This window comes from Bradyrhizobium sp. Kon10 (assembly GCF_055807395.1).
Map to the genome: position 1 here is coordinate 14,107 of NZ_JBVVOZ010000011.1, position 13,655 is coordinate 27,761.

Annotated in this window: 10 protein-coding genes and 1 tRNA gene; 6 read left to right on the plus strand and 5 right to left on the minus strand. The window is 63.5% G+C overall.

The window, feature by feature from the left end; all coding sequences use genetic code 11:
• Positions 1-138 precede the first annotated feature (138 nt).
• Positions 139-2,814 carry a bifunctional diguanylate cyclase/phosphodiesterase gene (locus tag AC0L2O_RS17015; protein WP_473370510.1) on the plus strand — a complete coding sequence of 892 codons (2,676 nt, stop codon included), beginning with the start codon at positions 139-141 and terminating at the stop codon, positions 2,812-2,814.
• A 1,117-nt stretch (positions 2,815-3,931) separates the two neighbouring features.
• The gene (locus AC0L2O_RS17020; RefSeq protein ID WP_473370511.1) at positions 3,932-5,422 is read left to right on the plus strand and encodes a Fic family protein; all 1,491 of its coding nucleotides are present in this window, start codon (positions 3,932-3,934) and stop codon (positions 5,420-5,422) included.
• 235 nt (positions 5,423-5,657) lie between these two features.
• Here the strand turns inward: AC0L2O_RS17020 and AC0L2O_RS17025 are convergent, their stop codons facing one another.
• Positions 5,658-5,825 carry a hypothetical protein gene (locus AC0L2O_RS17025; RefSeq protein WP_473370512.1) on the minus strand — a complete coding sequence of 56 codons (168 nt, stop codon included), beginning with the start codon at positions 5,823-5,825 and terminating at the stop codon, positions 5,658-5,660.
• Positions 5,826-6,007: 182 nt separating this feature from the next.
• Between AC0L2O_RS17025 and AC0L2O_RS17030 the strand changes: the two genes are divergently transcribed.
• The 3 genes from AC0L2O_RS17030 to AC0L2O_RS17040 all read left to right on the plus strand — a co-directional run bounded on the left by AC0L2O_RS17030 (position 6,008) and on the right by AC0L2O_RS17040 (position 7,937).
• Positions 6,008-6,358: a hypothetical protein gene (locus AC0L2O_RS17030; protein ID WP_473370513.1), complete on the plus strand. Its 351-nt coding sequence runs from the start codon at positions 6,008-6,010 to the stop codon at positions 6,356-6,358.
• 7 nt (positions 6,359-6,365) lie between these two features.
• Positions 6,366-6,983, plus strand: coding sequence for a hypothetical protein (locus AC0L2O_RS17035; protein WP_473370514.1), 618 nt, complete (start codon positions 6,366-6,368; stop codon positions 6,981-6,983).
• A gap of 78 nt (positions 6,984-7,061) precedes the next feature.
• Complete coding sequence (locus AC0L2O_RS17040; protein ID WP_473370515.1) at positions 7,062-7,937, plus strand: hypothetical protein; 876 nt, start codon at positions 7,062-7,064, stop codon at positions 7,935-7,937.
• Positions 7,938-8,547: 610 nt separating this feature from the next.
• On the opposite strand, the gene AC0L2O_RS17045 is transcribed toward AC0L2O_RS17040, so the two are convergent.
• From AC0L2O_RS17045 to mnmA, 4 genes are all read right to left on the minus strand, one after another.
• Positions 8,548-8,624, minus strand: a tRNA-Met gene (locus AC0L2O_RS17045).
• A 336-nt stretch (positions 8,625-8,960) separates the two neighbouring features.
• The gene (locus tag AC0L2O_RS17050; RefSeq protein WP_473370516.1) at positions 8,961-9,323 is read right to left on the minus strand and encodes a hypothetical protein; all 363 of its coding nucleotides are present in this window, start codon (positions 9,321-9,323) and stop codon (positions 8,961-8,963) included.
• 290 nt (positions 9,324-9,613) lie between these two features.
• Positions 9,614-10,252, minus strand: coding sequence for a class I SAM-dependent methyltransferase (locus tag AC0L2O_RS17055; protein WP_473370517.1), 639 nt, complete (start codon positions 10,250-10,252; stop codon positions 9,614-9,616).
• 249 nt (positions 10,253-10,501) lie between these two features.
• Positions 10,502-11,683 carry a tRNA 2-thiouridine(34) synthase MnmA gene (gene mnmA / locus AC0L2O_RS17060; protein ID WP_473370518.1) on the minus strand — a complete coding sequence of 394 codons (1,182 nt, stop codon included), beginning with the start codon at positions 11,681-11,683 and terminating at the stop codon, positions 10,502-10,504.
• A gap of 312 nt (positions 11,684-11,995) precedes the next feature.
• Between mnmA and AC0L2O_RS17065 the strand changes: the two genes are divergently transcribed.
• The gene (locus AC0L2O_RS17065) at positions 11,996-13,648 is read left to right on the plus strand and encodes a flagellar hook-length control protein FliK (protein WP_473370519.1); all 1,653 of its coding nucleotides are present in this window, start codon (positions 11,996-11,998) and stop codon (positions 13,646-13,648) included.
• The last annotated feature ends 7 nt before the right edge of the window (positions 13,649-13,655 follow it).

A 13,655-nucleotide genomic window follows, 5' to 3' on the forward strand; every position in this document is an offset into this window, starting at 1 on the left:
GAAGCCCGAGCGCCAGCGGCCAGCTCGGAGGGACGCCGGCCTCGGAACGCCGGCAAGAACCGATTAAGGGCCTGCTAACTCTACTCGTAAACTGCCACTCCATATCTCCCCTATATGCGTTCTGTCGGGGGGACGGCCATGACTCAGGTAGAGCAAACACACCATCAATCCAATTCCCTGGACGGGTTCATTCTTCGCCTCGATCGCACCCTCTCACGGTCGGGGCCAGTGTTTTGGGTGACGCTCTACGGCGTTGCGTTGATTCTCGCCATCAGTCTCGGAACGGCGTTGATGATCAACAATGTTCGTGATCGAGAGATGATACGCAGTCAAAAGGAGCTGGAGAGTACTGTCAGGCTGCTGGCTGGTCACTTCGATAGTCAACTGAAAGCCTTCGAGGCGGTACCCAAGTCGGTGGCGGATCTTCTATCCGCAACGCTCACGACCTCCGACGAGTTCAGGTCGTGGGTTTCAACGGAGAGTTTCCATCGCCTGCTCGTAGACAAAGTAAGCGCCAGCCCTGACTTTGCCGGTGTAAACCTGTTCGACGCAGAAGGTGCATTCGTCAATTCTTCGGAAAAGTGGCCCGTCCCAGCTTTGAGTCTGGCCGACCGCGCCTATTTTAAAGCGTTCAATTCAGGTGAAAGCGCTTCACCTCTCCTCATCCAGCTTGTTGAAAGCCGGCTGTCGAAGGGTTTCACGATCGTCCTTGCTCGGAGCATAGTCGGGGCGAACGGTGCCTTCCTGGGCATGGTCACCCGCAGTATCTCGCCCGAAACCTTCCAGGCCTTCTTTTCCTCGACGCTTATCCCTGATGGCTCGCTTGCCCTGGTCCACTGGGACGGCACGCTGTTGGCCCGTTATCCATCCGGAGCAACCGAGCTTGGAAGAACATTCGTAGACTCTCCGCTGCTGGCTCAAGCCGGCTCGGACGGATACGCCTCCCTTCAGGTCACGAGCCCCCTGGACGGTCAGGAGCGCCTTGCCTCCGCGAGAACCCTTCTACATTATCCACTATTCGTGGTCGCCAGCACGCCGATCTCGGCCGTCTTCGCAAACCGGGCGCAGGAGACACGTACATTCATTGGTGCAGCTGCGCTCGTGGCCGTCATCGTGGCAATGATGCTGGCGATCATCGTCAGGTACCTAAGGGAGCAGCACCGCCGACTGGATATTGCGGTCAGCAATATGAGCCAAGGATTGTTGCTGTACGATTCGTCGGAACGTCTTGTGTTTTGCAATGATAGGTACTTGGAGATGTTCGGTCTCTCAAGGCATGTCGTCAAACCCGGGTGCAAGTTCAGGGACGTCGTTCAACACCACAAAGAAGTTGCTCGTTTAGTCGGAGACATCGACGAATACTGCCATCAGGTGAAGCAAAGCATCCACTCTGGACAACCCACCATCGATGAAACTCCCGATGGCCGGTGGCTCCAGGTGGCCACTCAGGCGGTCAAAGGCGGTGGCTGGGTCTCGACAGTCGAGGATGTCACGCAACAGCGCCGCAGCGAGGAACGGACTGCTCGCCTGGCGATGTTCGACACGCTGACGGACCTTCCCAATCGCGCTTTCTTTCACGATCGGCTTGCAACGGAACTTGAGCGCTGCAGTTCGAACGGCGGATTGGCGGTCCTGTTTGTCGATACCGATGAATTCAAGTCGATAAACGATTCTCTCGGTCATCAGGTCGGCGACGATCTACTGCGATCCGTCGCAAATAGCCTGCAGACTTGCCTCAGACCGAATGAGTTCGTCGCGAGACTAGGGGGCGACGAATTTGCCGTCATCTCGCCGGACGTAAATTCTGAAAAAGCTGCCATCGAAGTCGTGGAGCGTGTCTATCAAGCGATCCGTCAGCCTCATCATTGCAAATCTCATCACATCAGAATCGATGCAAGCGTCGGGATTGCTCTCGCTCCTCATCACGGAACAACTTGCGACGAAATTCTTCAAAGCGCGGATTTGGCGATGTACGAGGCCAAGACAATTGGACGGCGCACCTACCGCTTCTTCGACCCATCGCTTGAAAAGAAGGCCAGGGATCGCCGTCTACTGGAGACGGATCTGCGGTTGGCGTTGGAAGAGCGAACGCTGGACGTGTTTTACCAGCCCGTAGTTGATCTTGAGAGCGGCCAGGTTGTCGGCTGTGAAGCGTTGGCCCGTTGGAAACACCCGACCCGCGGCTTCGTGTCGCCCGCAGACTTTATTCCGATAGCCGAACAATCCGGCCTGATCGAGCAACTTGGCGGGTATGTGCTCAGAAAAGCTTGCGATGAAGCGGTAAAATGGCCAGAACACATCAGAGTCGCGGTCAACGTTTCTCCGACGCAGTTCAAGCAAGCCAGCTTCCCGCTCAACGTGCTTGCGGTCTTGACCCAGTCGGGGCTGTCGCCTCAGCGCCTTGAACTGGAGATTACGGAGGCCGTGCTCATCAAGGATGACGAGCTCGCTCTGGCCATTTTGCACGAGCTGCGCACGATCGGAGTGCGAATTGCTCTAGATGATTTTGGGACCGGCTACTCGTCTTTGAGCTACTTGCAACGCTTCCCGTTCGACAAGATCAAGATCGACAGATCGTTCATAACCGGATTATCGGAGCAGGGGGGTTCATCGATCGTGCGTGCCGTCGTCGATATCGCCTCAGAGCGCAACATGACTACGACTGCCGAAGGGGTCGAGACCGAAGCACAGAAAACCCTACTCCGCGAGCTCAACTGCGTTGAGATGCAGGGATATCTGTTCAGCCCGGCCCGGCCCGCCGAAGATATTCTTGCACTCCTCTCGAGCAAGGAGCCGGTTCAGCTTGCGTGTTAGCACTCGCTCCGTCGTTCCTCCCGACATCGAGGAGCCGGTAGCTCACCGTATCATTTCGCGACAGCTCCTCTTGGCTGCGCATGCGGAGCTGCCCGAGACCCTCGGCACCCCGGCCGGCCTGCGGGACGGCGCAGCCGGGGACAGACAAAGACGCAGTACGATCACTTCTGCGAGCCGGAATTCTGGCCATTCGAGGAGTCGGTTGTGTTTCGGCGCGGGGTCTCGACGCTTATCGGCGTGGGGGTCCAATGGACCAGCTTCAATGCAGTCAATGACTTGAAGGAGTCCCCAAGACGCCGATAGGGGTCATTTTTCGATCAGCATTTACAGTCGGGCGTGCTGTGCGCTGTGGCTGGCCTCCTGAGCCTGTTCATCGCCCTCAGCGCGCTCTCGGAGACCAGCCGACGGCCCTCCCGTCGGCGGCGAAGGCAGGATGTTGCCGCCAGCGGCTGGCACACCGCTTTCACACTGCGGTTTCTCGTCGACGGCGGCCTGCCCATAGCCGGAGGTCTGATCGGACGCAGTGTCCGCGTCCCACCCGGCCAAGCGATGTGGTGCGCGTCGACAGCGAAATCGTCGAGATCGTCCCGTCGCGTGCCCATCCGGGCGGCGGCACGGTCGTCGGGCGCAGCGAGACCCGCGGCCAGCGCAGCGAGGCGTCCGGATCATCACGGTCAGGCTGATCGTCGCGGCACCGAAGCGAGCGCCGGGCGGATGCCGGTGGGTGCTGCGGCCCGAGCGGAGGCGCTCCGGAGGGTCCAAATCTGGATTTTGAACGCTTTTCCGCGAATGACACCGTTTTTGAACGTTTCGCCGTACTGCTGAACGTTTTTCCGCGTTCGGGGGATTTTCGGCCGGCCGGGGCTTCGTTGAACGATCTTCCGCGGATGGCCCTGCTTTTGAACGTTTCGCCGTGCGACTGAACGTTTTTCCGCGTTCGAAGGGCTTTTTCGGCCGGCCAAGGGCTTGGTTGAACGATTTTCCGTAGCAAGCCCTATTTTTGAAGGATTTTCCGGGAACCTGAACGATCTACCGCGAACTTGCCGTGTCCTGAACATTTCGCCATCCTGCTGAACGATTTTCCGCCCGAACGCCGGTTTTGAACGAGGAGTTCCATTTGCTGGACCAGAGCCTAGGCCAACTCCGCCTCCATGAGATGCTGGAGCTCGACGTACCGAAGCCGCACGTGCGCTCGACGGCCGTCCGCGGCAACCGTCGAACCATTGAGGGACAGGACGCACTGATCGAACAGTTTCCTCCCCGGTACGTCCCGCAAGACACCGCGATCGAACATCTCAAGTTCGCGCTACGTCACGAACCGCTGGACATGGGCGTCCTGGCAGCCGCCTTCAAGGCGATGCCGAAGCAGGACATCGAGACCTGGATCAAGTCCGAGCCGACCGGCGCCGTCTCGCGGCGGGCATGGTTTCTCTATGAGACGCTGACCGGCAACACGCTCGACATCGAAGACGCCGGCGCGGTGACTTACGTCGACGCACTGGATCCCGAACGGCACATCGTCGCGAACGGCGTGCGGTCCCGCAGGCACAAGGTGACGGACAATCTCCTCGGAGTACCTGGCTTCTACCTCACCGTCCGGCGGACCGCGAAGATCCAGCAGCACATAGCGGAGAAGCTCGACGAAGTCGCGAAGGCGTACACGGAGAAGGTGCCCGCCGAGACGCTGATGCGGGCCGTGCAGTACCTGTACACGAAGGAAACGAAATCTTCCTTCGAGATCGAACACGAACGGCCGACGCCGGAGAAGGCACGGCGCTTCATCGCCGCCCTCGAACAGGGCGAGAAGTTCGACCCGACGGACGAGAAGGGTCTCATCGCGCTCCAGAACGAGATCGTCGACCCGAGATACGCCGCCTCGGACGTCCGCGACTTCCAGAACTTCGTGGGCGAAACTCTCGGCTCGCATCGGGAGAAGGTGCATTTCATCTGCCCGAAACCGGAGGACGTGAAGCCTCTGATGTCGGACTGGATGAAGATGACCGCGCGCCTCAAGCAGGACGCCGAGCCCGTCACCGCGGCGGCGCTGATCGCCTTCACGTTCGTCTTCATCCATCCGTTCGAGGACGGAAACGGCCGCATCCACCGTTTCCTCATCCATCACGTGCTGTCGTCCCAGCACTACACGCCCCAAGGCATCATCTTTCCGGTCTCGGCGGCGATCCTACGCAACATCAGGGAGTACGACACGGCTCTCGAAAGCTACTCGAACCCGCTTCTCGCGCACGTCAAATACAAGATGACGCCGAAGAACGAAGTCGAGGTCCTGAACGAGACCGCGCACCTCTACCGGTACTTCGACGCGACCCGCTTCGTCGAATACCTCTACGACAAGCTTGCGGAGACCATCGCCACGGACCTCAAGGAGGAAGTCGAGTTCGTCGAGAAGTTCGACCGGGCGTACACCGCGGTGACGAACCAGATCGACATGCCGAACAGACGCGCGTCGTTGTTTGTCCGCCTCTGCATGCAGAACGCCGGAAAGCTTTCGAAGAAGAAACGCGAGCAGTTTCCCGAATTGACCGAGGACGAGATCACAATGCTCGAGGAAGCCATCCAGGAAGCGCTGGCGGAATTCGACGAGGCTTAGACCCTTCCGGACCGGTACCGCACGGCCCCGCCCGGACGGCTTATCGAATGATCCTCGGCGACGCATCGCCTCGACATCGGCGTCCTGCCTGTACCGACCCGGCGCCTGCATCCGATGGGCAAATAATCGTTATGAATCCAGCGGGGCTACCAAGGCGCCCGGCACCCTGGTGCCGGAGGATCCGCTCGCCAAGATCGTCCCCTGGAGCGCTACTTCTACCTCATCACCGACGTCATCACCCAGAGCTACGCGGCTTCAGCATGCGAAAGCGCGCATACACGGACGCGGCGTCGAGCCTGGACGCGACCGTCGTCGCCGCCGTCGCGAGCGGACGTTTCGTGACGCGGACCGCCTGCATGGCGGGCGACGCGTTCTCGCCCGCCGACATATCCGCGTACACCATCGCGGTCTTCCTGAGCGACCGGATCAGACTGGAGCGCGCCTCCGCACCTCAAGCGGTGATTCGACCTGGTCAAGGGCCGGCCGGGCGTGCCCACCGTCGGGACGACGAACGGTTGTCACCCAGCCGGCGTATGGTAGCCTTTCGGTTGCATTCCCGCGCATGCACGACCGTTGAGGTGATCCATGGTCATGATCGAGTCCGCCGCCCCCCATCCGCTCGACAGCATCTTCCTGGATTTCGAGAAGAAGTCGGGCTGGACGCTAAGCCACCAGGCGAAGAACATCCTCAGAGAGGGTCTCGAGGCGGTCCATGTGGATACGCTCGGCCTCGGGGATTTCGCCGTGGCCGTCGACCGGACTCCCATCGTCCATCGGGTCATCGACGCCCTGCCCGAGTTTCTGTTCGATCTCGCGAGAAAGGCCGACAAGCGTGACAAGGTCGAGACGTCCAAGCGGACGATCGGCGGCGTGTTCGTCCTCCAGAACATGAGGCTGTGGGAAAGCCTCTCGGGCTGCACCTGCTGGCCGGTCTGAGCCGGCCATGAACGATGCAGCGCCTCCGCCTTCCCCGCCGATCAAGGACACGATCGACGCGAACTCCGGCCGGTTCGAGTTCCTCAAGCAGACGCTCACGCTCGGGCTCGCCGGTATCGGCGGCGTGGCGGCGCTCTTCACCGACCCGTCGCGCGTTCCGAGCGACACGTTCTCGAAGTGGGTGCTGGTGCTGGCCGGCGCCGGGCTGGTCTTCGTCGTGGCCTTCGCCGTCATGGGACTCTCGGCCTACGCCAATCTGCTGACCGTCAGCGCGAAGGTCCCTCGGAACACGAAGGACGTCGAAAAATATTCGAAGGGCGTACGCGATCACGCGCGCGTCGTAATCATCGCGCTTTCGGTGGCGCTGGCCGGTACGGTCACGTTCGCGGTCAACCGGCTGTTCGCGCCGCCGACCACGCCCGAAGGCGCGGTCACGACCGCCGCCGGTTTCGTCGCCAACGAAACGAAGCTCACTACCGACATGATCCATTTCGACAGGATGGAAACCGACAGCGACGCCTACGTCGTGACGTTCTCGGTGCCGACGACCGGCAACGGCTTCACCGTCCGCGTCGCGAAGAAGGACGGTAGCATCGCCCAGGCCACGCAGCAGAAGAAGCCCTAGCGGAGCAGCCTAAAACAATCTCGTCACCAAACGGCTCCGCAGAAACAAAATTGTCACCTCGAAAACAGGATTGTCACCGTGCTCGCTGCGGCGACCGATCCGGCGATGATCGGCATCGTTGCGGCGACTCACGGCGATCGCTATATTCTGCGCGGGCTCGCCACCTTCGACCTGTCGCCGGGTCAAACGGCTTCCACATCGACCATCCCGATCCTTTCGGACCGCGGCACTTGGCTTAATCGGCGACCCCCGTGCCCGTACCGAGGATTGCAGATGAAGTCGATCGTCACTCTTAACGATATCGAATACATGAAGGATGCCCTTCGGGCATCGCTCCCCGACGTCAAGTCGTCCCACCGCGTCGAGGCGCTCGCGCGCGGCCTGGGCTGGGCGACGAACGCGTCGATGCGCGCGGCGCTGGCGGCGGCGCCGGCGGAGACCGCTCCGGACGAAGGCGCCTTTCTCGACTACCTGCGCCGGCATTCGTTCGACGCGCCGAGCGGTACGCTGCTGCGGGCGTTTGCGCAGGCCGGTCTCCGGAGAGCGATGGACCTCGCGCCCGAGCTCAGCGGCTTCGGGTACCGCGTGACGCGGGGCCGCGGCGAGACGCCCGAAGAGGCGGAGGCGCGCTTCCTGAAGAACCGCGCGGAGATGCTCGGCGAGCACGGCGTCGACGAGTTCATCCGCGCCGCCGAGTTCCTCTCCAAGTTCGGCCGGCGCAAGTCGATGAACCGCAAGCGCAGCAGCTACGGGCTGAAGCACGACGCCGAGCGCGAGGCGGGGAGACTACGTCGCGAACGGCATGCTGATCGCCGCGGCGCTGGCGCTGGGCTTCTCCGCCGAGCGGACCCACGCCGGCTCGCCGAACGCTTACTTCAACATCTCCTCCAGGCAGGCCACGTAGCTGCCGCGGTCGGACCGCGATCATCATGGTCGGCATCATCGTCAGCATGACGATGCCGGCGCGACGTCGACGATGCCGGCTGCGATCATCGCCGCGACGATCATCCGCCCGCCGGACCTGCCGGCGCGCCGTCCGCTAGATTCCGGGACGATTCTTGTACGGGGCTTGTACAAGATTTTCGCGAACGCGAGAATCCGCGACGCGAAACGTCGAGGAGGCGCCTTATTTTACAGGAGAAAGTGGACTGGAGCGGGCGAAGGGAATCGAACCCTCGTATGCAGCTTGGGAAGCTGTTCATTCCTCCTCGGCAAATTCAAGACTTCGCTTTAGCCGGCGACCTCCTTTCCTCTTCGCTGTTGGCCCCGAAGGATTCGACCTGCACGAACCGCCGGGCCCCGGTGCGGTCAGGGAACCACTTCTTGGGCGTTCGAATACATCCAGCGGACGGCACACGGAAGCATCAGCGGAACACCGCACACATCAGCGCTGTACGAGTGCTCGCACCCGGACGAGGGGCAAAACTCGGACGAGAAAAGCCATCCAAGCTAACCAAGTGACAAGGATTGAATATCTCTGCGAGAGAGCTGGGAGAAATGTGGTACCGAGTGTGGTACGAAAGAATGCACCGCGACCTCGAATGCCTCAAAGTGCTGATTTTGTTGGTAGCGGGAGAGGGACTCGAACCCCCGACCCCAGGATTATGATTCCCGTGCTCTAACCAGCTGAGCTACCCCGCCACAGGGTCGCGAGGGCCGCAGAAGGCCGATCTCGCGAACGCGCGGCATATAAGGAAGGGGGCGGCGGGCTGTCAATCCGCGTTTGGCAAGGCTTCCGCAAATGGGCAGGTCGATTTGGCGGTTTTTGGCACTGAATCCGTCATGGCCGGCTTGCCGTCTTCGCTAATGCTGCGCTGGCCCTGCACGGAAAGCCCGGTGAAGCCTTGGCGAAGCCGGGTCCCAGCGATCTACGCTTTGCTGACCTCACGAACGTGGATGCCCGGGACCAGCCCGGGCATGACGGAGATCGGGGTTGCGGAACAGGGTCCGCCTACGCCAAGGCTTCGGCGCGACAAGCTATTTCGGTCGCACCGTCGGGTCGCCGCCCGGGCTGCCGGGGGGTGGGATGACGGGCATGGTGCCACCCGTGCTGGGCGCGGGGGCGTGCATTTCGGGGTCGATGCCGGCGGGCGGACAAAGCACGCCCTCGGATTTCGCCAGCTTGTCGCCGAGCGGTTCCCGGGACTGGCCGGTCGTCTTGCCGTCTGGCGTGGCGGCGCCGCGCGCCCGGTCTGCGGGCGAGCAGTCGGTGGCGTGCTGCGGGGACGGCGGCGCGGTCTGTTGCGGCGGCGTCGCCGGGGCGGGCGGGGCCTGCGCGATCGCTGCGCCGGAGGCTGCCATCACGAGACCCGCAAAGATGATGTTCGATGTGGTGCGCATGAAGGCAAACGCGCGGGTCAGGCCCGATGTTCCCGGCCCAAGCGCGATGTGATCGCGCTAGATCGTGACCGGTTCAGGACTCCATTGCCGCCACGAGGCCGGTGCACCTCGCCCGCTTGCGGGAGAGGTCGGCGCGTCTCGGGCGATGCGAAGCATCGTCCCGCGCGCCGGGTGAGGGTTCTTTCCACTCGCGAGATATCGCTGGTCGAGAGAGCCCTCTCCCCTACCCTCTCCCGCAGGCGGGAGAGGGAGCGCGCTGCCGGCTGAGCGGCGCGCCGGGCTCATCCCGATCACGATTTAACGTAGCGGATCAGCGAAAAGTGTCCCATCGGCGGCATCGGGCGGCGCTCGGCCAGGGTGACACCGCCGTGCTTCGCGGCCCAATCGACCAGGCGCTGCCACGGGAATTCCGGGCGCCAGCCGAGGCGGCGGGCGAGCGGCGCAAAGGCAAGCTCGGAGAGTTTGCGAAATCCGCTCTCGGCGCCGATGTGGTTGATGAGGATCAGTTCGCCACCTCGCTTGAGGACCCGCACGAACTCGTCGAGCGTGCCTTCGGGATCGGGCACGGCGGTGATGACATATTGCGCGACCACCGCGTCGAAAAAGTTTTCGGGAAAGGCGAGGTTCTTCGCGTCCATCACCGAGAGCACGTCGACATTGGACAGCCGCATCGCGCGCACGCGCGCCTGCGCCTTGCGCAACATCGGCTCGGAGATGTCGACGCCGCAGATTTTCGTGGTGCGCGCATAGTCGGAGAGCGAAAGCCCGGTGCCGACGCCGACGTCGAGGATGCGGCCGCCGATGCGGTCGGCCTCGGCGATGGTCGACTGCCTTCCGGCGTCGAACACCTTGCCGAACACGAGATCGTAGACCGGCGCCCAGCGGCCATAGGCCTTCTCGACCCCGGCCCGCGAGATATCTGCTGCCATGCCCCTGCCCTTACGCGAAACTCTATCGAGAATGGATCGTTGGTGAGATCGAAGTCCGCCCCGCGCGCGGTCTGACGCCTCTCCCGCTTGCGGGAGAGGTCGACACGCTCGCCAGAGCGTGGCGGGTGAGGGCTCTATCCGTTGGCGAGATATCGCGTGTGGAGAGAGCCCTCTCCCCTACCCTCTCCCGCAAGCGGGAGAGGGGGCGCAGTTTTTCCGTAGCTACAGTCGGGCTGAATTTCATCGCACCTAGCCGCGCACGGCTTCGGGCAGCGACCGCGCTGCGTTGCTCGCGACCTTCGCCGCCGCGCTCTGGATGAAGCCGCCGCCGAGCACGCGCGCCTGCCCTGACGGCGCGTCGTAGAACACGCAGGCCTGGCCCGGCGAAACGCCCTCTTCGCCGGCAACGAGCTCGACCTCGTAATGGCCGCCAGCGCCGCGCAGCCACGCCGGCTGGGGGCTGCGGGTCGAGCGCACGCGCACGAACATTTCGAGGCCATTGCCGATGGCGCGGTCGATATCGCCGTCGCCGATCCAGTTGACGTCGCGCAAGCTGATGCGGTGCATCTTCAGGGCCTCGCGCGGGCCGACGACCACGCGGCGGTTCGCCGCTTCGAGCCGCACCACAAACAGCGGCGCGGCTGCCGCGATGCCGAGGCCACGGCGCTGGCCGATCGTGAAATTGGCGATGCCGTGATGCTGGCCGAGCACGCGGCCGTCGAGATCGACGATGTCACCGGGGTCCATCGCGTTCGGCCGCAGCCGCGTGATGATGTCGGTGTAGCGGCCTGTCGGCACGAAGCAGATGTCCTGGCTGTCGTGCTTGTCGGCGACGGACAGGCCAAAGCGGCGGGCGAGCTCGCGGGTCTCGGGCTTGGTCATGTCACCGAGCGGAAAGCGCAGATAGTCGAGTTGCTCCTGCGTCGTCGCGAACAGGAAATAGCTCTGGTCGCGATCGGCGTCGGCGGCGCAGACCAGCGCGCGCGAGCCGTCGGCGCGACGGCGCGAGGCGACATAATGGCCGGTGGCGAGCGCGGTGGCCCCGAGCTCGCGGGCGGTCTTCAAGAGGTCGCGAAACTTGACCGAGCGGTTGCACTCGATGCACGGCACCGGGGTCTCGCCGAGCGCATAGCTATCCGCGAAATTGTCGATGACGGATTCGCGAAAACGGTCCTCGTAATCGAGCACGTAATGGGGAATGCCGAGCTTGGCGGCGACGTCGCGGGCGTCGTGGATGTCCTGGCCGGCGCAGCAGGCGCCCTTGCGATGGGTCGCCGCGCCATGATCATAGAGCTGGAGCGTGATACCGACGACGTCGTAACCCTCCGCCTTCAACAGCGCAGCCGTCGTCGACGAATCGACGCCGCCCGACATGGCGACGACGACCCTGGTGTCCTGCGGACGGCCTTCGAGATCCAGACTGTTGAGCATGGGTTCCTGATGCCTTGAGCCGGGACATCGGCGGTCCCCGGGAACTTCGGTTCCCCCGGGGGCTGACGTGCCCGGTCGAAAGCGGCTGAGAGCACCCTTTAATATAGGCGGCCTTTCGGTGAAGCAATCGCGCGGGCCGAAAGCTTTACGGCAATTCTTGCCGGGGCGGCAGAAATGGCGGGGTCGCGGGACCCTCGCGGCGCCAGACCAGATCCGTCAATAGATTGATTTTACTGGATAAAATCGCGTCCAGCGCGGCTGGCCCGCTCCTTGCTCACCTCCTGGTCCGAAGACGGTTTCAAGGGGTCGCCTGTGGTTGGTGTCACGTCAGATGTAGCAGCGAGCGCGCAGGTTTCGAGCGCACAGCAGAAGCCTGCCCGCCCGCAGAGCTCGAAGGACACCTCCGGCGGCGACTCCTTCGGTGCGCTGGTCGACAGCAATACGCAGGCGATCAGCAACAGCGCGTCGTCCTCGACCCAGGACACCACGCCGCGGCGCAGTGATTCTTCCTCGTCCTCATCATCGTCCTCCTCGTCCGACCGGAGCACGCGCGACACGTCCTCGCCCGATCAGTCTTCGCAAAGCCAGCCGAGCGACAGCAGCAATTCCGCGACGCCAGCCAGCACCGACACCAGCACAGATCCGGCCAAGGCGAGCGGCAAGACCAAGGACACGTCCGAAGCCTCCGGCGCCAAGTCGGGCGACAAAGCCGACACCTCCAAGACCGACAAGAGCGACAAGGCTGGCAAGACCGACGGCACCGACGGCCTTGCCGCCGCTGTCGACGCCTCGGCCAATGCCCAGACCGCGGCAACGCAAGCCGCTGTGCCCGATCCGAACGCGATCGTCGTCGCCGTGCCCGTTGTCCCAGTCGATCCCAACGCGGCTGCGACCCAGGCTGCCAACACCGCCGCTTCGCCGCTGACCATCGCCGCCGCCGGCATCGCCGCCAGCGCCTCGACCGCGGCGCAGATCACCGGCGCCAAGACCGATACCGCCACGCCTGGCGACAAGGGCGCCAAGACCGCTGGTGCCAAGGTCGACGCCAAAACCTCGGCGACGATCGCGGATGCCGCCACTGGCACAGCCGACGGCACCGCGACCGATGCCAAGACGAACGGCGCACTGGTCGCCGCGATCGATCAGGGCACGCCGAAGACCTCGTTCAAGGCCGCCGCGACGGGGCAGTCGCAGACCGACGTCTCCAATATCGGCCAGGATGCGGGCAAGACCGCAACGAGCGCCGCCACGCAGAATCCCGCGACGGCCGCGACGATAAACGCCGCGCATCCGCAGAACGCAAAGCCGCAGGCTGACGCGACCCCGACCGATGCGAAGGCCGGCGCCGCCGACCGCATCCCCGATGCCACGCCAGCCGCTCCGACCGCGCACGCCCATGCCGACACGCAAGCCGTTGCGGCGACGACGGACACGGGCGCGCAGGCCGCCAATGCCGTGCAGGCGCCGCTGACCACGACGACCTCGGTCGCGACCGCCTCCACCGCAACGCTGACCGCGAGCGCGGCCACATCCACCGCCGTGCCGATCAGCGGCGTGCCGATCGAGATCGCCGCCGCCGCACGCGCCGGAAAAACCCGCTTCGACATCAGCCTCGATCCGGTCGATCTCGGCCGCATCGACGTCCGCATCAATGTCGACCGGAACGGCCAGGTCACCTCGCACCTCACCGTGGAGAAGCCGGAGACGCTGTCGCTGCTGAGACAGGACGCACCGCAATTGCAGCGCGCGCTCGACGATGCCGGCCTCAAGACCGGCAGCAACGGGCTCTCCTTCAGCCTGCGCGACCAAAATTCGTCGGGCCAGAACTCCGGCCAGAACAACGACAACAACGGCAACGCCCGCCGGCTGATCATCAGCGACGAAGACGCAAGCACTGCTGCGCCCATCAGCCGCAGCTACGGCCGCATGCTCGGATCGAGCAGCGGCGTCGACATCAGAGTGTGAGGAGTAT

What these genes read in the sequence shown, in the direction of transcription:
- AC0L2O_RS17015 (WP_473370510.1), top strand. Translation starts at nt 139, where the DNA reads ATGACTCAGGTAGAGCAAACACACCATCAATCCAATTCCCTGGACGGG.
- AC0L2O_RS17025 (WP_473370512.1), bottom strand. Translation starts at nt 5,825, where the DNA reads ATGGTGTACGCGGATATGTCGGCGGGCGAGAACGCGTCGCCCGCCATG.
- AC0L2O_RS17030 (WP_473370513.1), top strand. Translation starts at nt 6,008, where the DNA reads ATGGTCATGATCGAGTCCGCCGCCCCCCATCCGCTCGACAGCATCTTC.
- AC0L2O_RS17035 (WP_473370514.1), top strand. Translation starts at nt 6,366, where the DNA reads ATGAACGATGCAGCGCCTCCGCCTTCCCCGCCGATCAAGGACACGATC.
- AC0L2O_RS17050 (WP_473370516.1), bottom strand. Translation starts at nt 9,323, where the DNA reads ATGCGCACCACATCGAACATCATCTTTGCGGGTCTCGTGATGGCAGCC.
- AC0L2O_RS17055 (WP_473370517.1), bottom strand. Translation starts at nt 10,252, where the DNA reads ATGGCAGCAGATATCTCGCGGGCCGGGGTCGAGAAGGCCTATGGCCGC.
- mnmA (WP_473370518.1), bottom strand. Translation starts at nt 11,683, where the DNA reads ATGCTCAACAGTCTGGATCTCGAAGGCCGTCCGCAGGACACCAGGGTC.